This is a genomic window from Dokdonella sp., from assembly GCF_051958935.1.
Classification (GTDB): domain Bacteria; phylum Pseudomonadota; class Gammaproteobacteria; order Xanthomonadales; family Rhodanobacteraceae; genus Dokdonella_A.
The window spans coordinates 66015-88493 of sequence record NZ_JBQCFP010000197.1 but is presented as its reverse complement, the minus strand read 5'-3'; the positions used below and the strand labels follow the sequence as shown (position 1 = coordinate 88493).

17 protein-coding genes and 1 pseudogene are annotated in these 22479 nt (G+C 69.7%); 6 read left to right on the top strand and 12 right to left on the bottom strand.

Annotated elements, in window-relative coordinates; all coding sequences use genetic code 11:
* Window positions 1-109 precede the first annotated feature (109 nt).
* Window positions 110-1129, bottom strand: a complete 1020-nt coding sequence (locus tag ACTHK2_RS18805) for an extracellular catalytic domain type 2 short-chain-length polyhydroxyalkanoate depolymerase (RefSeq protein ID WP_440247267.1) — start codon at window positions 1127-1129, stop codon at window positions 110-112.
* Window positions 1130-1140: 11 nt separating this feature from the next.
* On the bottom strand, window positions 1141-3390 hold the full coding sequence (locus ACTHK2_RS18800) for a TonB-dependent receptor (RefSeq protein WP_440247266.1): 2250 nt from the start codon (window positions 3388-3390) through the stop codon (window positions 1141-1143).
* Window positions 3391-3586: 196 nt separating this feature from the next.
* Between ACTHK2_RS18800 and ACTHK2_RS18795 the strand changes: the two genes are divergently transcribed.
* Window positions 3587-4984, top strand: coding sequence for a GntP family permease (locus ACTHK2_RS18795; protein WP_440247265.1), 1398 nt, complete (start codon window positions 3587-3589; stop codon window positions 4982-4984).
* A gap of 38 nt (window positions 4985-5022) precedes the next feature.
* Here the strand turns inward: ACTHK2_RS18795 and ACTHK2_RS18790 are convergent, their stop codons facing one another.
* Together ACTHK2_RS18790 and ACTHK2_RS18785 are read right to left on the bottom strand one after the other, a co-directional pair.
* Complete coding sequence (locus tag ACTHK2_RS18790; RefSeq protein ID WP_440247264.1) at window positions 5023-6870, bottom strand: putative bifunctional diguanylate cyclase/phosphodiesterase; 1848 nt, start codon at window positions 6868-6870, stop codon at window positions 5023-5025.
* Window positions 6871-6987: 117 nt separating this feature from the next.
* Entirely contained in the window at window positions 6988-8094 is a 1107-nt protein-coding gene (locus ACTHK2_RS18785) for a sterol desaturase family protein (RefSeq protein WP_440247263.1), read from the bottom strand.
* A 132-nt stretch (window positions 8095-8226) separates the two neighbouring features.
* On the opposite strand from ACTHK2_RS18785, the gene ACTHK2_RS18780 reads away from it, so the two are divergent.
* Window positions 8227-8757 (top strand): hypothetical protein, encoded by a 531-nt coding sequence (locus tag ACTHK2_RS18780; RefSeq protein ID WP_440247262.1) that lies wholly within the window; start codon window positions 8227-8229, stop codon window positions 8755-8757.
* A 503-nt stretch (window positions 8758-9260) separates the two neighbouring features.
* On the opposite strand, the gene ACTHK2_RS18775 is transcribed toward ACTHK2_RS18780, so the two are convergent.
* Complete coding sequence (locus ACTHK2_RS18775) at window positions 9261-9773, bottom strand: DUF1993 domain-containing protein (RefSeq protein ID WP_440247261.1); 513 nt, start codon at window positions 9771-9773, stop codon at window positions 9261-9263.
* A gap of 215 nt (window positions 9774-9988) precedes the next feature.
* Window positions 9989-10777, bottom strand: a complete 789-nt coding sequence (locus ACTHK2_RS18770; RefSeq protein ID WP_440247260.1) for a hypothetical protein — start codon at window positions 10775-10777, stop codon at window positions 9989-9991.
* 131 nt (window positions 10778-10908) lie between these two features.
* Here ACTHK2_RS18770 and ACTHK2_RS18765 point away from each other — a divergent pair.
* Window positions 10909-11346 (top strand): annotated as a pseudogene (locus ACTHK2_RS18765) (YaiI/YqxD family protein); the annotation flags it as partial.
* Window positions 11347-11361: 15 nt separating this feature from the next.
* Here ACTHK2_RS18765 and ACTHK2_RS18760 read toward each other — a convergent pair.
* Window positions 11362-12066 (bottom strand): glutathione S-transferase family protein, encoded by a 705-nt coding sequence (locus ACTHK2_RS18760; protein WP_440247259.1) that lies wholly within the window; start codon window positions 12064-12066, stop codon window positions 11362-11364.
* A gap of 162 nt (window positions 12067-12228) precedes the next feature.
* On the opposite strand from ACTHK2_RS18760, the gene ada reads away from it, so the two are divergent.
* The 3 genes from ada (at window position 12229) to ACTHK2_RS18745 (ending at window position 15105) form a co-directional block, all read left to right on the top strand.
* The gene (ada, locus tag ACTHK2_RS18755; RefSeq protein ID WP_440247258.1) at window positions 12229-13311 is read left to right on the top strand and encodes a bifunctional DNA-binding transcriptional regulator/O6-methylguanine-DNA methyltransferase Ada; all 1083 of its coding nucleotides are present in this window, start codon (window positions 12229-12231) and stop codon (window positions 13309-13311) included.
* A gap of 50 nt (window positions 13312-13361) precedes the next feature.
* The gene (locus tag ACTHK2_RS18750; protein ID WP_440247257.1) at window positions 13362-13889 is read left to right on the top strand and encodes a pyridoxamine 5'-phosphate oxidase family protein; all 528 of its coding nucleotides are present in this window, start codon (window positions 13362-13364) and stop codon (window positions 13887-13889) included.
* Window positions 13890-14043: 154 nt separating this feature from the next.
* On the top strand, window positions 14044-15105 hold the full coding sequence (locus ACTHK2_RS18745; RefSeq protein WP_440247256.1) for a PA0069 family radical SAM protein: 1062 nt from the start codon (window positions 14044-14046) through the stop codon (window positions 15103-15105).
* 116 nt (window positions 15106-15221) lie between these two features.
* Here the strand turns inward: ACTHK2_RS18745 and ACTHK2_RS18740 are convergent, their stop codons facing one another.
* From ACTHK2_RS18740 to ACTHK2_RS18720, 5 genes are all read right to left on the bottom strand, one after another.
* Entirely contained in the window at window positions 15222-17672 is a 2451-nt protein-coding gene (locus ACTHK2_RS18740; protein WP_440247255.1) for a choice-of-anchor Q domain-containing protein, read from the bottom strand.
* Between the two features lie 151 nt (window positions 17673-17823).
* Window positions 17824-18726, bottom strand: coding sequence for a lipid A hydroxylase LpxO (gene lpxO / locus ACTHK2_RS18735; RefSeq protein ID WP_440247254.1), 903 nt, complete (start codon window positions 18724-18726; stop codon window positions 17824-17826).
* 309 nt (window positions 18727-19035) lie between these two features.
* Window positions 19036-20211: an ABC transporter permease gene (locus ACTHK2_RS18730; RefSeq protein WP_440247253.1), complete on the bottom strand. Its 1176-nt coding sequence runs from the start codon at window positions 20209-20211 to the stop codon at window positions 19036-19038.
* Entirely contained in the window at window positions 20208-20942 is a 735-nt protein-coding gene (locus ACTHK2_RS18725) for an ABC transporter ATP-binding protein (protein WP_440247252.1), read from the bottom strand. The genes ACTHK2_RS18730 and ACTHK2_RS18725 overlap by 4 nt, the downstream gene beginning before the upstream one ends.
* Window positions 20939-22477, bottom strand: coding sequence for an alpha/beta hydrolase (locus ACTHK2_RS18720; protein WP_440247251.1), 1539 nt, complete (start codon window positions 22475-22477; stop codon window positions 20939-20941). Before ACTHK2_RS18720 ends, ACTHK2_RS18725 begins: the two co-directional genes overlap by 4 nt.
* Window positions 22478-22479 lie beyond the last annotated feature (2 nt).

Genomic DNA, 22479 nt, shown 5'->3' with positions numbered 1-22479 from the left:
CCGTGCAGGGGGGAGGATAGCACCGGGTGTTCGGGAGGGCGAAGACCCGGACGGGTCGCCGCCGGCGAGCGCGCGGCGCGGTGCGGTGCGGTGCCTTGCCGCGCCTCGCTCAGCGCAGCGGTGCGCCGAGCGCGGCCGCCATCGCGGCGACCTGGCGCAGTTGCGCGCCGTCGCGCGTGTCGTAGGCCTCGCCGCCGTAGCCCCACCAGTCCCAGCAGCCTTTCGGATTGAGCGGCGCCATCGTCGCCTGCGCCTGCGGGTACAGCACGACCGCGTCGTAGGCGTCGGCCCAGCGGTTGTAGCCGGCGTCGCGCACGAACGCTTCGCCCGCTGTTTCGGCGTTCTGCTGGCAGCCGTGGAAGGCGATGTGCAGCGCGCAACGCGCACCAGCGGCGCACGCCTTCGGCACGTAGATGTAGCCGCTCGCGGCGAGATGTGCGTCGACATCGTCGACGCGGTAGATGCGCTGGTCGAACGTGCGCAGTTCGCCGGTCGCGTCCGCCGCGACGGGGTGCGCGGGCTCGCCGTACAGGTATGCGAAGATCGCGCCGGCGGCGTCGTAGCCACATTTGCCGACATAGGGCGCCGTCGCGGTGTCGCAGGCTGCGCCCGCGTCGAGCGTCGGGAATGTATGCGTCCAGTTGCCGCCGAGCTCTTCCTGCACCGTGAGCGGCTTCCTCGCACCGGCCGCGAGCGCGCGATAGATTGCGGCGGTATCCGCACTCAGCGATTCGGCCACGGTCTTGTCGGCACGACCGTGCAGCACGAGCACGCGGTCGCCGGCGAGTCCCGACAGGGGAGCGATGCGCCCGGCCTTGGCCGCATCGCGCGCGAAGGTGGCGAGCGCGGCGACGTCCGGCCCCTTCCCTTGCGCCGGCATCATGCAGCTCGCGAGCGCGGTCTCGAGCGCGGCCTGCGCGCAATGGTACGGACCGCCCGCGATGAGAGCGGCGCCGGCGACGTGATCGGAATAGGCGACGTGCGCCTGGTGCGCCATGTAGGCACCCGACGACAGCCCGGATACGGTCGTGCGCGCGCGGTCGAGCTTCAGCGCCGGCAGCGGGGCCGCCATCGCCGGGGCGACGGCGACGAGACCGAAGGCGAGCATCGCACGCGTGCGCACGTTCATGAGGGACTCCTTCAGAAGCGCCAGGTCGCGCTGAGCGTAACCTGCCGCGGCGCGCCGTAAAAACCGGTCAGCACGCCGTACGCGGCGATGTTGTAGCCGGTCGTGCGATACGCCTTGTCGGTGAGGTTGGTGCCTTGCAGCGCGAGTGACCACGCATCGTCGACGTTCCAGATCACGCCCGCGTTGAGCAGGCCGTAGCCCTTCTGGCGGATCGCGGGACTCAAGTCCGTGGTCGGCCACACTTCACTCTGGTACGTGTAGCCGACGCGCGCCGACAAGTTGCCGCCGTTGGCGAGCGGCGTGCGGTACTCGACGTTGATGCCGCCCGACACGCGCGGCGCGTTGGTGAAGCGCTGGCTGTCGGCGATGTTCACGCCACGATCGAAGAATTCGTCGTAGCTCGCGTCGAGCCAGGCGATGTTGCCGCTGATCAGCCAGTTCGGCGTCGGCAGGAACTGGTATTCGACCTCGGCGCCGTTGATCGTGCCCGCGCCCGCGTTGGTGAAATCGCCGAAGAAGCTCTGCGAGCCGTCCGGCAACGTGTACGAGGTGAACACCGACAGCTGGATGTCCTTGTACTTGTTGTGGAACAGCGCGACGTTGAGGAACATGCGCTGGTCGAGCAGCGACAGCTTGCTGCCGACCTCGAAGCTGCCGACGGTTTCGTCCTTGAACGGCTCGCCCGAGCGCGGCACCGCGGTCGTGTTGGCGCGGATGTTGAAGCCGCCGGACTTGAAGCCCTTGGTATACAGCGCGTAGAGCAGCGCGTCCGGCGTCACCTGCCAGTCGATCGATACCTTCGGCGAGACGTTGCTGAAGCTGACCTTCTTGTCGAAGTTCGCCGCGGTCGCCCACGCGGTGGTGTAGCTCGCGTCGGTGTAGAAGCGGTTGAGCGCGATCGCGTGCTTCTCCTCGTCGGTATAGCGCGCGCCGAGGTCGAGCTTCCACGCCTCGGCGAGGTCGATCGTCCAGTCCGCATAGGCGGCGATGCTGCTCGTGTAGACGCGGCCCTGGGTGTCGCCGAACAGCGGATTGGTCGCGGTGGCCGGCAGCAGCGGGTTCTCGAAGTGGTTCAGCACCTGGCCGCCGGCCTTGCCGTTGAACGCATACACGCCCATCACGCCGCGCGCGCGACCGCCGCCGTCGTAGTTGAGTTGCAGCTCGTGGCTGTTCTGGCTGTCGCTGTAGAACGCGTGCACGTCGACCAGCGGCAGCGGCGTGGTGTCGAAGTCGATGTTGGTGTCGGTGTCGGACGCGCGGTGCGCGAACACGTACTTGAGGAACCAGGCGTCGTCGATCATCCAGTTCGCGGTGAGCGACGACCCCTTCATGTCGGTGTCGTTGACGTTCGGCATCGCGCTGCGGATGTCGTAGCGGTCGTCGAGCGGCGCATAGTCGGGCGCGAGCGGATTGGCCGCGAGCATCTGCGCGCCGCGCACGCCCGACTGGTCCTTCATCCAGTCGTAGGCGAACTGCACGTCGAACGTCTCGGTCGCGAACAGGCCGAGGTTGAAGCGCGCCGCATCGATCTCCTTGTCGCTGACCGGCTGGCGCGTGTACAGGTTCTCGCCGAAGCCGTCGCGGTTGAGGCTTGCCACCGCGAGGCGCGCGCGCAGCATGCCGTTCGCGTCGAACGAGCCGCCGATCGCCGCCTTCGCGTCGAGTTCGTCGTGGGTGCCGGCAGTGACCTGGGCGTAGCCGCCGAAGTCCTTGTCGAGCTTGTGCGAGACGTACTTGATCGCGCCGCCGATCGTGTTCTTGCCGTACAGCGTACCTTGCGGGCCGCGCAGCACCTCGACGCGCTCGACGTCGAACACGTCGAGCAGCGCGCCCTGCGGACGCGCGATGTACACGTCGTCGAGGTAGATGCCGACGCCGGGGTCGACGCCCCAGAGCGGATCGGACTGGCCGATGCCGCGGATGTAGGCGGTCACCGTGCTGGTCGAGCCGCGCGCCGCGTAGATCGTCGTGTTGGGCACCTGTCCGGCGAGGCCGGAAAGATCCTGCACGTTGAGCGTGTCGAGCCGGTCGGAAGTGAATGCGGTGACCGCGACCGGCACGTCCTGCAGGGTTTCCTCGCGCTTGCGCGCGGTTACGGTGATGCCTTCGAGGCGCGTCGGGTCGGCGTCGGCTCCGTCGTCGCGCGCGTCCCCGGCATCGGTCGCGGCTGCGTCCACGGCAGCGGCAGGCGCTGCGGCGGCAGCGACGGACGAAAATGCGAACGCGCAGGCGATCGCAACGAACAGCTTCTGGCGCTTCATCGGGTCCCCTCCGGCATCGGGCCGGGCACCGGCCATGCGATGCCGCAAGGCTAGGCGCCGCCGTGCGCGCAGGCACTTGTACCTTCGTACGATGGGTCGCGCCGGCGACCTGCGCATACTTCGCGGTGAAGGATCGCGCGGTGCGGGCCATGGTGGCTGCCGGCGCGCGCGGCGCCGCAGTCGAAGGACCCACCGAATGGCATTGCTGATCGTACTGGCCGCGCTCGCGTTCCTCATGCTAGCCGCGTATCGCGGCCACAGCGTGATCCTGTTCGCGCCGGTCGCCGCGCTCGGCGCCGTGCTGCTGACCGAGCCGTCGCTCGTCGCGCCGATGTTCACCGGCCTGTTCATGGACCGCATGGTCGCGTTCCTCAAACTGTATTTCCCGGTGTTCCTGCTCGGCGCGGTGTTCGGCAAGCTGATCGAGCTGTCGGGGTTCTCCAGGTCCATCGTCGTCGCGACGATCGGCGTCGTCGGGCGCAGCCGCGCGATGCTGGCGATCGTGCTCGTCTGCGCGCTGCTCACCTACGGCGGCGTGTCGCTGTTCGTCGTCGTGTTCGCGGTGTATCCGTTCGCGGCCGAGCTGTTCCGCCAGGCCGATATCCCCAAGCGCCTCATCCCGGGCACGATCGCGCTCGGCGCCTTCACGTTCACGATGGATGCACTGCCCGGTACGCCGCAGATCCAGAACATCATTCCGACCACGTTCTTCGGCACGACCGCATGGGCGGCGCCGTGGCTCGGCACGTTCGGCGCGCTGTGCGTGCTCGTCGCCGGCCTCGCCTGGCTCGACGCGCGCCGCCGCGCCGCGGCGGCCACCGGCGAGGGCTATGGCGAGGCGCTGCTCAACGAGCCGCGCGCGTTCGATGGCATGCGACTGGCCCATCCGCTGCTCGCGCTGCTGCCGCTCGTCCTCGTCGGCACGGCGAACTTCGCGCTCACGCGCGCGATCCCGCACTGGTACGGCACGACACGGAGCTTCGTGCCTGCGGTGGTCGGCGAAGCCGAGCCGATCGTGCAGGACGTGGCCAAGGTCGCCGCGATCTGGGCGGTCGAAGGCGCGCTGCTTCTCGGTATCGCCTGCGTGCTCGCCTGCGCCTGGCGCACGATCGCGCGCACATTCACGCAAGGCAGCCGCGAAGCAGTCGGCGGTGCGTTGCTCGCGTCGATGAACACCGCGTCCGAATACGGCTTCGGCGCGGTAATCGCGGCGCTGCCGGGTTTCCGCGTCATCGCCGACGCGCTGCAGTCGATCCCGAGCCCGCTCGTCAACGAGGCGGTATCGGTGACCACGCTCGCGGGCATCACCGGCTCCGCCTCCGGCGGCATGAGCATCGCGCTCGCGGCGATGGCCGAGACATTCGTGCACAACGCGCAGGCGGCCGGCATCCCGATGGACGTGCTGCATCGTGTCGCCGCGATGGCCTCGGGCGGCATGGACACGCTGCCGCACAATGGCGCGGTGATCACGCTGCTCGCCGTGACCGGACTCAGCCATCGCCAGTCGTATCGCGACATCTTCGCGATCACCGTCATCAAGACCCTCGCGGTGTTCGCCGTCATCGCGCTGCATCACGCCACCGGCGTGGTCTGAGGCGAACGCGACGATGCGGCGGCGCGTGGGCCCGCCCGTCACGGCGACGGCGTGTGGCTTTCCCGGACGGCGCGCGGCGCCAGTGACGCGCCGTCGAGAAGGGCGCGCAGGTCGGCTTCGCCGATCGGCCGGCTGCAGTAGAAGCCCTGCACCTCGGTGCAGTGGTGGCGCACGAGCCAGTCGTACTGCGCCGCGGTCTCGACGCCTTCCGCGGCGGTGCGGATGCCGAGGTCGCGCGCGAGGCGGATCACCGCGCGGATGATCGCCTCCGAATCGGCGTCGATGCCGATGTCGCGCACGAACGACATGTCGATCTTGATCTTGTCGAACGGGAACGCGCGCAGCAGCTGCAACGACGAGTAACCGGTGCCGAAGTCGTCGAGCGAGAGCCGCACGCCGAGGTCGTGCAGCTCGTTGATCGCGGTGCGCGTGGCGATGTCGCTCGCGAGCAGCGCGCTCTCGGTGACCTCGAGGTCCAGCCGCTCGGGCGCGAGTCCGGACTGCTGCAGCGCGCCGACGACGTCGAGCAGGAAGCCCGACTTGCGCAATTGCAGCGGCGACAGGTTCACGCCGACCTTGATCCCGCGCGGCCAGCGCGCCGCCGCGGCACAGGCCTCGCGCAGCACCCAGTCGCCGAGCATCGCGATCAGCCCCATTTCTTCGACGACCGGAATGAACGCGGCGGGAGGCACGTTGCCGCGAGCCGGATGGCTCCAGCGCAGCAACGCCTCGACCGCGACCGGCTCGCCCGTCTCGAGCGCGACGATCGGCTGGTAGACGAGGTTGAACGCACCGGCGTCGATCGCCACGCGCAGGTCCTGCTTGAGGCTGCGCCGCATCTGCACGTGCGTGTCCATCGCCACGTCGAAGAACCGATGCGTGCGCCGGCCGGCCGCCTTCGCCTCATACAGCGCCATGTCCGCGCGCCGCGCGAGTTCGTCGAGGTCGAGGCCCGGCGCGTCGGCATGCGCGATGCCGACGCTCGCACCGATCGTCACGCGCTGGTCGTCGACCTCGAAGGGTTCGTCGAGGACCGCCTTGATCCGCGCCGCGAGCTGGTGCCCGGCGGCCTCTGCGTCACGGCACGGCTGCAGCACCGCGAACTCGTCGCCGCCGAGGCGCGCGACGAACGCGTCGGCGCTCATGCATCCGGCGAGGCGCTGCGCGACGCTCGCGAGCAGCTGGTCGCCGACGCGGTGGCCGAGCGAGTCGTTGACCGCCTTGAAGTCGTCGAGGTCGATGTAGAGCACGTTGACCGACTCGCCCGGCGCGAGCGCGGCGAGCGTGCGCGTCGCCTGCTCGGTGAATGCGGAACGATTGGCGAGGCCGGTGACCGGGTCGTGGAAGGCGAGGCGATGCACGTGCGCCTGCACCGCGTCGTGCTCGATCGCGATCGCGCAGAGATCCACGCAGCGCTCGACGATCGCGCGCTCTAGCGCGGCCGGACCGCGGCGCGTGCGGTAGTAGAACGCGAAGGTGCCGATCACGCGGCCGTCGCGCGCCTTGATCGGGCTCGACCAGCACGCGCGCAGCCCGAGCGGCAGCGCGAGATCGCGGTACTCGGCCCACAGCGGGTCGCTCTCGATGTCGATGACCTCGACCGGCTCGCCGCGCCAGGCGGCCGTGCCGCAGGAACCGGCAACCGGGCCGATCGACATGCCGTCGAGCGAGTGCGAATACGGCTCGGGCAGGCTCGGCGCCGCGAGCGAATGCACCCGGCCCTGCGCATCGATGATGAGGATCGAGCAGACGACGTCGGCGACGAGGCCCTCGACGCGTCGGCACAACAGGTCGGCGACGCGGGACAATGGCTCGCCGCGTGCTACCGCTTCCAGGATCTCGCCCTGGAGACGCTGCAGCGCCGCGCTGGAGCGGTCGTCGATCATCCTCGATCCCGTTTCCCGAGCGGGCACACCGTATCGGACGCACCGACGCGGCGCGACCGGACGCGCGACGTCGATGCGCAAGCCCGCACGACCATCATACGCCGCACCCGCCGGGCCTCAAGCCGATCCACGCGCTGCGAGGCCGTCGACCGTCGCCGCACCGTCGCCTGCCGTGCCGGCGATCGCTGCGTCGGTCGGCGCGGGGCGCTCGAAGCGGTGTAGGTCCATATGCCGCGTCGGCACCGGCACGTAGTCCGCGCCGAACGCGACGTCACCGGGTCTCCAGCCGGCCGCGCACCAGAAGGCGCCCCAGAAGCGGCGGAATGCACCCCATTGCATCGCGATCACGCCACGCCCGTTGTCCGCATCCACCATCGGGTCGCCGACGCCGGTCGGCCGCGCCGGCTCGCCATACAGCGCGGTGCCGAACGCGACGTCCCAGATCGACAGCACCTGCCCGTAGTTGCAGTCGTGCAACCGCGGCCGCTCGGGATCGACGATCATGTGGTGCAGGCGGTGGAACTTCGGATCGACGAAGAGCTTGTCGAGCACGCGGCCGAAGCCGAGGCGCACGTTCGCATGCGACCAGTTCTGCGCGAGCTCGCCGACGAACATGAGCAGCGCGAACTGGTCCGGCTCGACGCCGACGGCGAGGCCGACCGTGGCGAGGAAGATCGATTGCAGCACGCCGTCGACGTAGCTGCCGCGATCGTTGCTCCAGCAGCTCATCTGGCGCTGGCTGTGGTGCATGCTGTGCAGCGCCCACCACCATGGGATCCAGTGTTGCGCGCGGTGCATCCAGTAGTACGCGAAGTCGTAGATCGCGTAGTAGGCGAGGAACAGCGCGAGCGGATGCTGCTGGAACCACGGGATCCACGCCGGCAGGCCGCTCGCCGCATCGCCGGTGCCCGCGCCGCCGAGTGCATTGGCGAACGGCGTCAGCACGAGGTAGGCGAACAGCGGATTGAGGCCGAGCAGCATCAGCAGGGTATAAGTGCGGTCGATGCGCGCCAGGCGGCGATCAGGCCAGCGCTCCGCGGGCGCGAGGCTCTCGAGCGGACGGAACAGGCAGGCGATGACGAGCACCTGCGCGGCCGCGATGAGCAGCGCCTGCGCGATCTCGCGCGGGTCGCCGGCAAGTCCGGTCAGATGCACGCACGCGAGGAATGGCGTCACCGCGTGCGCGTCGAGGCCGTCGACGAGCGAATTCCAGAGGGCGTACATGGGTGCATTCTAGCGGGCGCATGGCCGCGCTGAACGGCTCCCGGCGCCGGATGGGTGCATTCATTTCGCGTAAAGCGCCGCGCTTCGACGATGCGCGCCATCGCCGCTGGGTCGGCATAGGGAGATGAACGCATGAACAGATTCGCATGGCTCATCGCATTGGGCGGCGCAGTCGCGCTCGCCGGCTGCGACAAGTCGCCGGAACAGGCACAGCAGGACGTGGCCAAGGCGCAGGAAAAGGCGGCGCAGGACGTGGCCAAGGCACAGCAGAAGGCGGCCGAGAAGTCGGCCGAGGCGCAGCAGAAACTGGATGCGGCGCGCGCCGAGGCGAATGCCGACGTGCAGAAGGCGAACGCCGAAGCGGGCGAGAAGATCAACGATGCGAGCGCCGATGCCGAGAAGGTCGAACGCCGCGCCGGTGACGATCTTGCCGACGAGCAGTCGGACGCGATGGTCAAGGACGCGAAGGCGCGCTACGACGTCGCGCTCGCCAAGGCCGACGCCGACTACGACGTGGCCGTGCAGAAGTGCGCCACGCTGCCCGACGCGCAGCAGGGCGGCTGCAAGGATGCAGCGAAGGCGAATGCCGAGGCGCAACGCCAGCACGCGAAGGCGGAACTCGACAATACCGAAACGGCGGCGAGCAAGCTCGAACGGCGCTGAGCCGATGCCGTCGCGCCCGAAGACGCCGCCATGTGCGGCGTCTTTTTTTAGGGCTGCGGGGCGAGGAGCATTGCGCTGTCGTGCAGCCCGATGCAGGTACGTGCAGGGGAGAACGCGCGACGCAACGGGAGTCCGTAGGGCGGATCACGCCGCGCAGCGGCGGATCCGCCTTCATCGCGTTGCATTTCGTACGAGGCGGCTCCGGCCTCCGGCCTCGAGCCGCCCTGCCCTGCGAAGGTCACCGGGAGCGCATGCTGCATCGCCCCAAGCAAACACGCCGTGATTTCCGGCGAAAGCCGCAATCCGGCTCTTCGTGTTGAGACCGGAGACGCCGGGTCCCCGCTTTCGCCGGGACGACGGAGGGGTAGTTCCCGCTTCCGCTTTTCCCGCTGCTGCTTTTCTTCCCTGCTCTGCCTTCTGTGGGCGACCAAGGCGCCACGCGCGGCGAGGGAAGCCTTGCGCGCGCATTCGCCCCGGGCGAAGTGCCGGCGCCGAGGTCCACCCTACGCCGGCAGCGGACCGAGGAAATCCTGCTTGCCGATGTCGACGCCGTTGTGGCGCAGGATCGCGTACGCGACGGTCACGTGGAACCAGAAATTCGGAAACGCGAAATGCAGCAGGTACGGCTGCCCCTGGAGCTTCGTTTCGCCGGTGCGCAGCGGAAGGGTGATCTCGCGCGCTTCGCTGCCGTCGATCTGCGCCGGCGTGAACTGGCCGATGTAGTCGAGCGTCATGGCGATGCGCGCCTGCAGGTCGTCGAGCGTGGCTTCGTTGTCGGGTACGGACGGGCGCGCGAGTCCGGCGAGGCGTGCGGCCGCGCCGCGGGCGTGGTCGGACGCGATCTGGATCTGCCGCGACAGCGGCAGCATGTCCGGTGCGAGGCGCGCATTGACGAGCACCGCGGGATCGAACTTCTTCGCCTCCGCATGGGCAGCGGCCTTGTGCAGCACGGCCGACAGCTGGGTCAGCGCGCGTTGGAACACGGGGATCGAGGCTTGGTACATCGACAGCGACATGCGGTACTCCTGGGCAGATGGACGCGCCGCCGGCCGCGCCGGCGCGGGCGTCGACTCGACGTGGCGACGTTGCGTGCGGATACAAGCCCTGCCGCGATCGACATTCGCGGGTGCGCGAGCGCGCCCGCGAAGCGGACCCGTTTCGATCGCAATGCGAAGCGGCCATACGCCATCCGCCGCCGCGCGGCGGATGACGCCGGTTCGAGCGACGCGATTCACTCGTCGTCGTCGTCGCCGCCTGTGGCCACGCTGTCGTGGCGGCCGGTGTACGCGTTCGGCGCCGGATAGCTCGGCCCTTGCCGCACGCGTTCCTGCTTCGCGCGCAACACGTCGCGGAAGTGCTGCATCGCGACCTCGGCGCTGACTGCGCCGGCTGCAGCGCCCACGGCAGCGGGCGATGACGAGGGCGACTCCGGAGACTTGGCGGCCTGCGCTGCCGCGGGCGCGGGAGCAGGTGCGGGCTTCGGCGCTGCGGCCGTCGCCGGCTTCGGCTCGGCGGGCTTGGGCGCCGCCGGTCGTGGCGGCGGGTTGGTCGCCGGCTTGGGCGCCGCTGCGGCGGCGGATTTGGGCATCGGCGCCGCCGCGGGGCGCGCGGCCGGCATCGGCGTCGGCCGTGCAGCCGGCTTGTTCGCGGTTGCCGTTCTCGCCGCTCCGGCCTTTTCGGCCACGGATTTTCGCGGCGCGGCCTTGGTCGGCGCAGCCTTCCGCGCCGCAGCCTGCTGCGGCGCCGCCTTCTTCGCGAGCTTGCGTTCCGCCGGCTTCTTCGCGGGCTTGGCCGCCTTGCGCGCGACCTTCTTCGCGGCCTTCTTCGCGAGCACGCGCGCCGGCTTGCGGACGGCCTTCTTCGCCGCTGTCGTCGTGGCTTTGTTCGCGGCCTTCTTCACCGCCTTGCCGGCGACCTTCTTCGCTGCCGCCTTCTTCGTCGCCTTCCTGACTGCGTTCGTCGCGCCGGCCTTCCCGGCCGCTTTTTTCGCCGCGGACTTCCTCGATGCGACTCGCTTCATGTCGGTACCTCGCTGGTCGGCCGCACCAGGCGCGCGGCCATGCGTGAGTAGCAGAGCCCGTCTTTACCGCTGCCGAACAGCGCGCTGCGCGGCAAGGCATACTCATCCTAAAGCGAAATGCGACGGGAAGCATGAAGATCTGGGTCGACGCCGACGCCTGCCCGCGGGCGGTCAAGGACATCCTCTATCGAGCCGCCGAGCGGACGCGCATCGAACTCGTGCTCGTCGCGAACCAGGCGATCGCGGTGCCGCGTTCGGCGTTGATCAGCCGCCGTACGGTCGAACGCACGCTCGACGCGGCCGATCGCGCGATCGCCGGCTGGGCCGGACCCGGCGACCTCGTCGTCACGCACGACATCCCGCTCGCCACGATCCTGGTCGACAAGGGCATCACCGCGCTGAATCCGCGCGGCGAGCTCTACACGGCCGAGAACGTGCGCCAGCAGTTGTCGATGCGCGACTTCATGGACGGCCTGCGCGGCGCCGGCGTCGATACCGGCGGGCCGCCCGCGTACGACGCGCGCGACGCACGCGCGTTCGCGAACCAGCTCGACCGCCTGCTCACGCGCGGCGCGCGCCTGATCTCAGCCCGGCCCGGCGATGGCGTCGGCCGCCTCCATGGTGCTCGCGGCGACACGCAGGGGTGCCTGCGGCAGCTCGCGCGACGAATGCGGGTCGATCGCGTAGGGGTGCGTCGTCGCGAGATGGCCCGTCTGCCCGCGCACGCGCGCGAGCCAGCGGTTGAAGTGCGCGAACGGATGCAGCGCGATGCCGGCTTCTTCCGCGTGCGCGGCATAGGCGTACAGCGCGATGTCGGCGATCGTATAGGTGTCGCCGGCGATGAACGCACGCGCCTCGAGCTCGGCGTCGAGGATCGCGAGCGCGCGCAGCGCGGCCTCGCGCTTCATCGCGACGAGCTCGGGAGGACGCCGTTGGAGCTTGCCGGTGAGTCGCCAGTGGCGCAGCGCGCCGACGGTCGACTCGATGCGTTCCTGCTCGAACGACAGCCACTGCAGCACCTTGGCACGGTCGAACGCATCGCCCGGCAGGTAGGCCGTACCCTCGGCGAGGAACGCGAGGATCGCGTTCGACTCGGCCAGCGTGCGACCGTCGTCGAGGCGGATCGCAGGTACCGTGCCGGTGGGGTTGATGCGGCGGTAGTCGGCGGCCTGACCCTCGCCGTCGAAGATCGCGACGGATTCGCTGCGGTAGGGGAGGCCCAGGTGGGCGAGCAGCTGGCGGACTTTCCAGCCATTCTGTGAAGGAAGATAGTCGTAGAGGGTGAGCATGGCGTCGCTCCATCGAAAGGTGCTCCAGCATCGACGCCACGCGTGCACCGGGCCATCCGCCGCTTGCGCCGCATCGGCGCCGCGCGCATGCGGCGCAAGGCGCGGAGGGCCGGGCGCTTGCGCCGGCGCGAGCATGCCCCCATAGGTCCGATGGAGAGCACCATGAACGATGCATCGAAATGGCAGGCCGTCCTCGCACGTGACGCGTCGATGGACCGGCGCTTCGTCTACGGCGTGCTGACCACCGGCGTGTATTGCCGGCCGTCCTGTACCTCGCGCCGGCCACGCGAGGACAACGTGCGGTTCTTCGACGATCCGGCCGCCGCCGCGGCGTCAGGGCTGCGTCCATGCAAGCGCTGCCGTCCGCTCGAGCGCTGGCAGGATGATCCCGACATCGCGCTGCTGCTCGAGCTGTGCCGGCGCGTCGACGCCGCGCCGGACGAGTTGCCCGATGGCGCCGCGCTCGCACGCGCGGCAGGGCGCGACGTGTTCCAGCTCAACCGCCTGTTCAAGCGCTATCTCACGATCACGCCGGGCGACTACATCGAGAGCGTGCGCATGCGTCGCGTGCGCCACGCGCTGCGCCAGTCCGCGTCGGTCACCGACGCGATCTACGACGCCGGCCTCGGTTCCAGCCGCGGCCTGTACGAACGCGCGCCGGCGTCGCTCGGCATGACGCCAAGGCAGTACCGCAGCGGCGGCGCAGGTCTCGAGATCTCGCATGGGTCCGGCCAGACACCGCTCGGCCTCGCCTGCATCGGCGCGACCGACCGCGGCATCTGCTTCCTGCAGTTCGGCGACGATGCCGAGGCGTTGCTCGCCGCGCTCGCCGCCGAGTTCCCGCAAGCCCGGCTCGTGCCGATGCGCGCCGAGGCGCGCGAGGCGTTCGACGCCTGGATGGCGGCGCTCGACGAACATCTCGAAGGCCGCGCGCCCGACCTCGACCTGCCGCTCGACCTGCGCGGTACCGCGTTCCAGGTGCGCGTATGGAACTACCTGCGCAGCATCCCGTATGGCGAAGTCGTCTCGTATGCCGAAGCCGCGGCAGCAATCGACGCGCCGCGCGCGACGCGCGCGGTCGCCTCCGCTTGCGCCAGCAACCGCGTCGCCGTGCTCGTGCCGTGCCACCGCGTGATCCGCGGCGATGGCGGCCTAGGCGGCTACCGTTGGGGACTGCCGCGCAAGCGCGCATTGATCGATGTTGAACGCCACGCGGGTCGCGCCCGGCCGCTCACCCCCGATTAACACGCACGGTGCGAGCGTGGACACCCGTTTCACGGCCCGGGAATGCGCCCATGAAGATCGAGGAGCAGCGTACGGCAGAACTGCGTCAGCTCGCCCGACTCGTCGACGGCATCGACGTGGCGATGCTCACCACGCACGCGGAAGACGGCTCGATGGTGAGCCGTCCGCTCGAGGTGCTCAAGTTCGACGGCGATGGTGACTTCGTGTTCTTCACGGCGATCGACAGTTACAAGGTCGCCCAGCTCGACGAGCACGCCGACGTCAACCTCGCATTCGCCGACCCGCGCCGCCACCGCTTCGTATCGGTGCGCGGCAGCGCGCGCGTCGAACGCGACCGCGCGACGATCGACGAACTGTGGTCGTTGCCGCAGCGCGTGTTCTTCCCGCAGGGCAAGGATGATCCGCACCTCGCAGTGCTGCGCGTGCAGGTGCGCGACGCGGCGTACTGGGAGCCGAACGGCGGCATGGTCGCGCGCGCGATCGACTTCGTGCACGGCCTCGTCAGCGAGCAGCCGACCGACTTGGGTCGGCACGGCATCCTCCGCGCGACGGGCACAGCGCCTGCCGATCGCGACTGAAAGTCGCTGGGAGCACCTCCTCCCGTTGTGGGAGCGGCTTCAGCTGCGATGCTCTCCTGCCTCTCTTCCCATCGCACCCCCTGAGACGCGCCGGCGCATACTCCCCGCGATGAAGCCGTCGTCGCCCGCCGATCCGAACCGCCTCGATGCGCCCATGCGGATCAAGGGACGCGGCGCCGCGTCCAATCCCGAAGGCCGCTTCGAGGGCATCGCGACAACGCGCGAGGACGACGGCTGGCATCGCGACGAGGAGCCGCCGCCGCGACCGGAAACGGTCGTCACGGTCGAACGCGCGCGCTCGATCATCAGTCGCAACGATTCGCCGGACATCCACTTCGAGCAGTCCATCAATCCCTATCGCGGCTGCGAGCACGGCTGCGTCTACTGCTACGCACGGCCTTCGCACGGTTACCTCAACCTGTCGGCCGGCACCGATTTCGAGACCAAGCTGTTCGCCAAGACGAATGCGGCCGAGCTGCTGCGGGTCGAACTCGGCAAGCGCGGCTATGCCTGCTCGCCGATCAACCTCGGCGCGAACACCGACCCGTACCAGCCGATCGAGCGGCGATGGCGCGTCACGCGCTCGGTGCTCGAGGTGCTCGCCGAATGCGGCCACCCCTGCACGATCATCACCAAGAACGCGCTGATCGAGCGCGACCTCGACCTGCTCGTGCCGATGGCGGAAGCGCGCCTCGTGCACGCGTTCGTCTCGGTCACCTCGATCGACAACCGCCTGTCGAGCAGGCTCGAGCCGCGCGCGAGCGCGCCGCACCGGCGCCTCGAAGCCGTCGCCGCGCTCAACGCGGCGGGCGTACCGTGTGGCGTGATGGTCGCACCCATCATTCCGATGGTGACCGACCGCTGGATCGAGCAGATCCTCGAGCGCGCGGCCGCGGCCGGCGCACGCCATGCGGGCTATACGATCCTGCGCCTGCCGCATGAGCTGAAAGATCTGTTCCGCGAATGGCTCGCGCTCAACGTGCCCGAGCGCGCCGGGCACGTGATGAGCCTGATCCGGCAGATGCGCGGCGGCAAGGACAACGACGCGCGCTTCGGCTCGCGCATGCGCGGCGAGGGCGAGTTCGCCGAGCTCGTGCGCCAGCGCTTCCGCCTCGCCTGCCGTCGCCACGGCATCAACGCGACGCGCGACCTCGCCCTCGACACGTCGTGCTTCATGCCACCGCGCGCGCCATCGCCGCAAGGCGAGCTGTTCTGAAGGCCGCGCGGCCGAGCCCGCACGACCGGACTTGTTGCAGGAGCGGCGGCATCCGCGCTGCGTTTCAGCCCTCGGCCCCTGACCTGCGCCATCGTGCCGCGCGCGCGACGGCCGCGCTATTCGCAAGGACCATCGATGTCGAATCCATCCGTGAACAGCACGTCGGCACCGTGGTAGGGAACGCTGTTGCTGATCTCGGAAGTGGCCACGATTCCCGCGGTGTAGGTCCCTGCCGTCGCCGTGATCCAGGCATTGCCGTACGGCGGCGGCGGCACGTCCAGCGCGAAATCGATCGAGCCGTTCGCGTCGGCCTGTGCGATCAGGAGGCCGAGCGGCCGCCGCGCGTCGCCGCCGCAGCGCGTGCTGGCGTAGACCGAAATGTAGCGGATCGTGTTCGGGCTGGTCGCGACGTGTCCGCTGAGTCGCATCGCACCGCCGACGTTCGTCGCGCCGGAAAGCTCCGGCTTGTGCATGAGGCCATTGGGACCGCTGTTCTCGTCACCGGCATTGGGCGTCGGCCCGGGCGCGCCGAGGTCGATCGCGAGGCCCCCATTGTTCCAGATCGCGTTTTCGACGACTTGGTTGTACGCGCTCGCAGCGGGGTCGATCCATACACCGGCGCCCCCGTTTCCGATGATCGTGTTTGCGCCGGCGTTCGCGCCGGGCCTCATCCCACCGATCCAGGTGCGCTGCCCGCCATTGGTCACGCGCACGCCCGCGCCGGCGTTGCCGAATCCGGCGACGATGTCGGAGCCGATCGCGTTCGATTGCACGCGCGTGTAGCTGCTGTTGTCGAGGGTGATGCCGTCGCCACCGTTGGCGACGATCCAGTTGCGGGCGACCGTCGCCGAAACGGTGTCGACGACGTCTACGCCACCCTGCGCATTGGCGAACACGGTGCTGCCGACGCCGCTCGGGTCGGCGCCGATGCTGTTGTTCACCACCGTCGCGTGGCTGGTCACGGACGGATTGCCCGCGAGGCCGGCGATCCGTATCGCCGGGCCGGCGTAGCTGCCGCCGACGAGGTTGACGTCGGCGATGCCTGGCCCGCCGATGGTGCTGGCGGCGCCCGACGTCATGTTCAGCGCGAAGCCGTTGCCGACCGTGCCGAGCAGGCCGCCGACGAACGCGTTGCCGTGGATCCAGTGGCCGTTGCCGGCGTTCAGCGCAATTGCGGTGCGGAAGTTCATGATGCGCAGGCCGCGCACCTCCACGTGCACATCCGGGCCGGCGTTGGGCGCGATCGAGAACGCGGTCTCCGGCAACGGCGAGCCAGAGCCTATGAGGATCGCACACAGGTCGGCGTCGAACGGTATCGCGCCGTCGGGCAGCGGCGGCTGCGTATTCGGGTGCGAGCCCGGATCCCAGTAGCCGTCGACGAGCAGCGGCACCTGGATCGGCGGCAGCGGTGAGCCGATCGGCAGCAACTGCGGGCAGCTGGAAAAATGGAAGCGGATGCGGGACGGCCTGCCGGACGCGTTCGCCGCATTGATCGCGTGGCGCAGGCCGAACAGGTTCGCCGGGTCGTCACTGGTCGAGGTCACGAGCCAGGTGTTGATCGCGAGGTCATCGGTCGGGGTTTCGTAGGCACCGCGATCCGGCGCGCTGCCCTGCACGCGCGGGGCGTTTGCGGCGTCGACGTCGCCGAGCACCAGCGGCACGGGGATACCGGTATTGATCGCCTGCGAGGACGCACCGGGGCGATATTTCGGAGCGGTCGTCGTCAGGTTCGGGTTGCTGGTGAGATTGTTGGCGGAGGCCGTCGACAGCCCGTTGCAGCCGCTGCAGTTGAGCCAGATGTTGTTCATCGCCAGCGGCGGCGTCGATGAAGCGATATTGGCAAGGACGAGGTCGGCCGTACCGTTGTTCCACAGGATGTTGTTGTAGAGCGCCGAGGGCGTCAGCGCATAGGCCGCGAACACGAGCCCGGGTCCCGCATTCGCGGTGATCGTGTTGTTCACCACCATGACCGCGTTGTCGGGGTACTGCGCGCTGATCTTCACGGTGGCCGCCGCGTTCGCATTGTCGTGCGCGATGCTGTCGCGCAGGACCAGGCCGCCGACCGCATTGAGCTGCAGGACGCTGTCGTCGATGCCTGCGACGGCGTTGGCGCCGATATCGAGGTTCGACAGCGTGAGGAGGTCGCCGTAGCTGTTGACGCCCAGGGTGACGGCGTGCGTGCCGGCCGGTGGCTTGAGGCGCGTGAACGAAAGGCCGCGCACGTCGAGCGCCCCACCATGGCTCATGCGGATGCGCACGAAGCTTCCGGCCGCGGCCATGCCGTCGAGCACCGTGTCTTCGGGGAGCGGCACCGGATTCGCTGCGCACGAGGCATAGCCGCCTTCGAGCTGCAGGGCGTGGCCGTCGGTGACGTCCACATCGAGCACCGTGATCGCGTAGGCACCGGTGCGCAGGTGTACGGCGTCGTCGGTGCCGTTGTCCTGCGCCTGCTGCAGCGCTGCGGCGAGTTCGGCGGTCGAACCGACGCAGAAGGTGTCCGCCGCAGCGAAGGGTGCCACGCCGATGCCGGCGAGCAGCACCAGTGACAGAAGGGAATGGCGCGACATGCAAGTTCTCCGAAGGTCCGTTTCGGGTCTTTACGCAATCGCGGGGGTTCGACTGACAGCCGTCGTCGACGTGGCGGCCGTGCCTCGGGTCGCAGGGATCCTCGCAGCCGCGTCGCGGCCGCCGGCGCGGGCGCGCCGGCACGCGTCGGCTTCAGTGCAGGAAGATCAGGTACAGCAGCGCACCGATCACGCCGAACTTGACGACGTAGTAGACGTGCTTGTTCCACTCGCGCAGGCGCTTGGCCGGCTGGCGCAGCTTGTAGAAATAGCCGAACGCGCGGTTGAGGCCGCCGGTGCGGTCGGCGTCGGTGTTGGGCGAACTCGCCGCGGCGACGAAGTGGCGCGCGACGAAACGGTTGAGCGCGGCCGCCCAGCGCCAGCGCATCGGCCGCTCGATGTCGCAGAACAGGATGATGCGGTTCGCATCCGTGCCGTTCTCGGCGCGGTGGATGTAGGTCTCGTCGAACATCACCGCTTCACCGTCGCGCCAGCTGTAGCGCTCGCCGTCGACTTCGATGTAGCAGCGGTCGTCGCCCGGCGTCACGAGGCCGAGGTGGTAGCGCAGCGAGCCGGCGTACGGATCGCGGTGCCTGCGCAGCTCGCCGCCGGGCGGCAGCTCGGCGAACATCGCGGCCTTCACGCTCGGAATCGAGCGGAGCAGTTCGGTCGTGCGCGGGCACAGTTCGCGCGCGGATGGATGCGCATCGTCGTACCACTTGAGATAGAAGCGCTTCCAGCCGCGGCGGAAGAACGAATTGAAACCGACGTCGTTGTGCCGGTCGGACGACTTGATCTGCTGCGCCTCGCGCAGGGCGAGCGCTTCGGCGCGGATCTCCTGCCAGCGCTCGCGCAACGGCTCGAGCTCGGGGAAGCGCTCGACGCCGACGTAGCGCCCATTCGGCACGCCCGAGCACGCATAAAGCAGCACGTTGAGCGGCGCCATGAACGTGGAGTGGTCGGTGATCTGGCGCGTCATGCGCAGTCGCACGCGCCCGCGGAAATGCACGTACGCCGCGCAGGCGAGAAACACCACCAGGACGATCCACTTGATCACGCGTGCCGCTCCCGCGGGCGAATGGCGCCCGCAACCTCGTAGGATAGCGCCCGGTGCGCTGCGGTGCAGCAGGGGCGGAGATTTGGGGCTTATGGATTAGCGGTGAGGGCGGCTGAGGGCTGAGAGCCGCGGTCATCGGCATTCGTTCGCCGTTCGCCCTGAGCGCAGGCCGCAGGCCGGAGTCGAAGGGCCATCGCGAAGGCGCTTCGACTTCGCCCGCTTCGCGGGCCGCGATCAGCGCGAACGGATGCGCGAGACGACCACAGTCGCCCCACGTGACGCCGCATTTCAGCTGCGGGCCCTCAGCCTTCAGCCCGAAATCGCCAACCGCTCACTCCGATACACCCACGCCGTCATGAGGCAGGCGAGCAGCGCCGCGAAGGCGGTCGCGCCGAAACACAGGGCAAGCTGGTACGGCGCGATCGAGTCGCCGCGCAGCAGACGGATGATCGACACCTGCTGGCCCATCAGCGGTACCGCGTACATCCAGGTCTGCGTCTTGAGCGGGAACAGCGACAGCAGCAGCGTCGGGATCACCGGCACGAACATCAGCAGCGACAGGTAGGTCTGTGCTTCGCGGAAGCTCTTGGCGAATGCGGCCGCGAGCGTCTGCAGGCTCGCCAGCAGGACGACCAGCGGCAGCATCACCAACAGCGTCGCGAAGGCGAACGACGCACCGAGCTCGACGCTCATGCCGAGCTTGGCGGTCGGCAGGAAGCGCCCCGCGATCGAGAACGCGACGATGCTGAGCACGAGGCTGGTGAACGCGAACGCGGCGGTGGCGCCGAGCTTGCCGGCGAGGATGGCGCCGCGGCCGACCGGATTGACGAGCAGTGGTTCGAGCGACTGCCGCTCGCGCTCGCCCGCGGTCGTGTCGATCGCGAGCGCCATGCCGCCGATGAACACGCCGAGGATGAAGAAGTACGGCAGCATTCCGAACAGCGTGCCGCTGCGCGCCTGCGCGGTCGATTGGTCGCGGTCGGCGACGACGAGCGGACGTGTCACGTTCGGCGACACGCCGCGCGCGACGAGCCGCAGCGCGCCGGTCTGCTGCGCGTACGCATCGAGCAACGCGTGCAGGCGCGCGACCGATCCCTGCGCGTCGCGCTGCGACTGGTCGTAGACGAGCTCGACCTGGGCCGGGTCGCCCTTCGCCCAGGCCTGCGCGTAGTCGGCCGGGATGCGCAGCACGAGGTCGACGTCCTGCTCGCGCACCGCGCGCTCGGCGTCGGCCGGCGCATCCTTGATCTGGACGCCCGCGCGGCGCAGCGCGGCGACGAGGTTGGGCGCATTGGCGGCGCCGGCGACCGGCACGGGCAGCGGCTTGTCCGCCTTGTCGAGTTCGCGCGTGACCGCCGCATTGATGATCAGCACGAACATCAGCGGCGCGAGCAACGGTCCGGTCAGCAGCGTGTTGAGCACGGTGCGGCGGTCGCGCAGGTTCTCGCGCACTTCCTTCCAGAACACGGTCAGCGCGGCTCTCATGCGGCAAGGCCTTCTTCCGAACCGATGATCGCCACGAACGCGTCCTCGAGCGTCGCTGCGCCCGTCTGCTCGCGCAGCGCTTCCGGTGCGGCGTCCGCGACGACGCGTCCGCGCGCGATCACGACGATGCGATCGCACAGCGCGCCGACCTCCTGCATGATGTGGCTGGAAAACAGCACGCAGCGTCCTTCCTGCCTGAGGCGCAGCATGAACGTGCGCATCGCGCGCGTCGCCATCACGTCGAGGCCGTTGGTCGGCTCGTCGAGGATCACGTTGCGCGGGTCGTGCACGAGCGCGCGCGCGATCGCGGTCTTCACGCGCTGGCCCTGGGAGAATCCTTCGGTACGGCGATCGGCGATGTCGCGCATGTCGAGCGCGGCGACCAGCGCGTCGATGCGGCGGCGGCGCGTCACCGCGTCGATGCCCTGCAGGCGCGCGAAGTACTCGATGTTCTCGTACGCGGTGAGGCGCTTGTAGAGGCCGCGCGCGTCGGGCAGCACGCCGAGCCGACGGCGTACCGCCGCGGCGTCGGCGGCCGCGTCGATGCCGTCGACGCGCACCTCGCCGCGATCGGGCCGCATGAGCGTGTAGAGCATGCGCAGCGTGGTGGTCTTGCCGGCGCCGTTGGGACCGAGCAGCCCGGTGATCTCGCCGTCGCGTGCGACGAACGAGACGCCGTCCACCGCGGCGACGGCGCCGAATGCCTTGTGCAGGTCGCGTGCCTCGATCATGGCGCGGCTCCGTTGAAGTCGATGAAGGCAGGCTGCGCGGCAAAGTCGGCGATGCAGCCGGCGTCGAGCGCGGCCGCGTCGAGCGTGTCGACGAAGCGCGCGACGAGCTTGGGCAGGCAGCCGCGCGCCATTACGCTGTGGCCCTGTCCTTTCGCGACGAGCACGCGCCCGTTCGGCAGGGTTTTCGAGATCTGCTCGGCGTAGCGCGGCGGCGTCACCGGGTCGAATTCCCCGGCGAGCAGAAGCACCGGCTTGTCGCTCGTGAACGGCGCATGGAAGTCCTCGGCGCGCGTGCCGTGCGGCCAGATCGCGCATTGCGCGCGCAACGTCTCGACGAATTCGCTGCCGAGCAGGGTCGCCGCGTCGTCGTTGTGCGCCGGCAGCAGATCGGCGTCCTCGCTGCAGATCACCGAGAGCTGCATCGCGTTGTCGGCGAGGCTTTCGAGGTCGCGGCCGAGCATGCGGATCTGCCCGGCGAGCGAGGCGTAGTCGCCATCCAGCGCGCGCGCGATGCCGAGCGGCAGCAGCGCGCTCGTCTCGGGTAGGTAGGCGTACATGCGCACGAGCCCGGCCAGCGCCGTCGGCCCCAGCCGCATCGTGCGCTGCGCGTGATCGAACGGGTCGCGATAGGCGACGTCGACCGGCGCCGCGCGCAGGCGTTCGCGCAGGCGCAGCAGGTTCGCCCACGGATCGCCGTACGCCTTGGCACAGGCGGGGGTGGCGCTGCAGGCGGCGAACTGCGCCTGCAGCGCGACATCGAGGTTGCGCGCGAATTCGGTGCCGAGCACATGCTCGTTGGGCACCGCGCTGTCGAGAACGACGCTGCGCACACCTTGCGGATAGCGCGACGCGTACTGCTGTGCGACGCGCGTACCGTAGGACACGCCGACGAGATCGAACTCGGGGCCGCCGAGCGCGGCGCGCACGGCTTCGAGGTCCCGCAGCGCGTCGCCGGTCGTGTAGAAGCGCGGGTTGGCGTGGGCCGACACCGTATCGAGGCAGGCGCGCGTCTGCGCGCGCACGCGCTCGAGGTCGAACGGCTGCTCGACCTCGGCGTCGTCGCCCCGCTTGCAGTCGAGCGCGTTCGAGCCGCCCGTGCCGCGCTGGTCGAGCAGCAGCACGTTGCGATGCTCGAGGAGCGGCGCGAAGCCCGCGCGCGCGCGCGGCCATGCCTCGGTCGCGGCCTGGCCCGGTCCCCCCGCGAGCAGCACGACGAGGTCACGCTCGGCGAGCGCCGCACTGCCGCGCACGAGCGCGAGCTTGAGGTCGATGCGGCGACCGTCCGGATGCTGCCAGTCCTCGGGCACCTGGAACGGCGCGCACCAGGCCGAGGTCGTCGCCGCGGTCTGGCCGGTGTCGAGTTCGCACGGTGCGAATGCGAGCGAGCCGAGCGTGAAGCCGCGCTCGCCCGGCGTCTGCACGAGGTCGGCGCCGGGCGCCGCGGCACGTTCGTCCGCGCGCCAGAGCACCTTGCCGGCGAGCGCGGCGAGCGCGACCACGATCGCGGCTGCCTTGAGGGCCTTGCGGGAGTCCATCG

What these genes read in the sequence shown, in the direction of transcription:
- ACTHK2_RS18745 (WP_440247256.1), top strand. Translation starts at nt 14,044, where the DNA reads ATGCGGATCAAGGGACGCGGCGCCGCGTCCAATCCCGAAGGCCGCTTC.
- ACTHK2_RS18790 (WP_440247264.1), bottom strand. Translation starts at nt 6,870, where the DNA reads ATGATCGACGACCGCTCCAGCGCGGCGCTGCAGCGTCTCCAGGGCGAG.
- ACTHK2_RS18740 (WP_440247255.1), bottom strand. Translation starts at nt 17,672, where the DNA reads ATGTCGCGCCATTCCCTTCTGTCACTGGTGCTGCTCGCCGGCATCGGC.
- ACTHK2_RS18785 (WP_440247263.1), bottom strand. Translation starts at nt 8,094, where the DNA reads ATGTACGCCCTCTGGAATTCGCTCGTCGACGGCCTCGACGCGCACGCG.
- ada (WP_440247258.1), top strand. Translation starts at nt 12,229, where the DNA reads ATGAACGATGCATCGAAATGGCAGGCCGTCCTCGCACGTGACGCGTCG.
- ACTHK2_RS18725 (WP_440247252.1), bottom strand. Translation starts at nt 20,942, where the DNA reads ATGATCGAGGCACGCGACCTGCACAAGGCATTCGGCGCCGTCGCCGCG.
- ACTHK2_RS18780 (WP_440247262.1), top strand. Translation starts at nt 8,227, where the DNA reads ATGAACAGATTCGCATGGCTCATCGCATTGGGCGGCGCAGTCGCGCTC.
- ACTHK2_RS18775 (WP_440247261.1), bottom strand. Translation starts at nt 9,773, where the DNA reads ATGTCGCTGTCGATGTACCAAGCCTCGATCCCCGTGTTCCAACGCGCG.
- ACTHK2_RS18720 (WP_440247251.1), bottom strand. Translation starts at nt 22,477, where the DNA reads ATGGACTCCCGCAAGGCCCTCAAGGCAGCCGCGATCGTGGTCGCGCTC.
- ACTHK2_RS18805 (WP_440247267.1), bottom strand. Translation starts at nt 1,129, where the DNA reads ATGAACGTGCGCACGCGTGCGATGCTCGCCTTCGGTCTCGTCGCCGTC.
- ACTHK2_RS18750 (WP_440247257.1), top strand. Translation starts at nt 13,362, where the DNA reads ATGAAGATCGAGGAGCAGCGTACGGCAGAACTGCGTCAGCTCGCCCGA.
- ACTHK2_RS18795 (WP_440247265.1), top strand. Translation starts at nt 3,587, where the DNA reads ATGGCATTGCTGATCGTACTGGCCGCGCTCGCGTTCCTCATGCTAGCC.
- ACTHK2_RS18770 (WP_440247260.1), bottom strand. Translation starts at nt 10,777, where the DNA reads ATGAAGCGAGTCGCATCGAGGAAGTCCGCGGCGAAAAAAGCGGCCGGG.
- ACTHK2_RS18760 (WP_440247259.1), bottom strand. Translation starts at nt 12,066, where the DNA reads ATGCTCACCCTCTACGACTATCTTCCTTCACAGAATGGCTGGAAAGTC.
- ACTHK2_RS18800 (WP_440247266.1), bottom strand. Translation starts at nt 3,390, where the DNA reads ATGAAGCGCCAGAAGCTGTTCGTTGCGATCGCCTGCGCGTTCGCATTT.
- ACTHK2_RS18730 (WP_440247253.1), bottom strand. Translation starts at nt 20,211, where the DNA reads ATGAGAGCCGCGCTGACCGTGTTCTGGAAGGAAGTGCGCGAGAACCTG.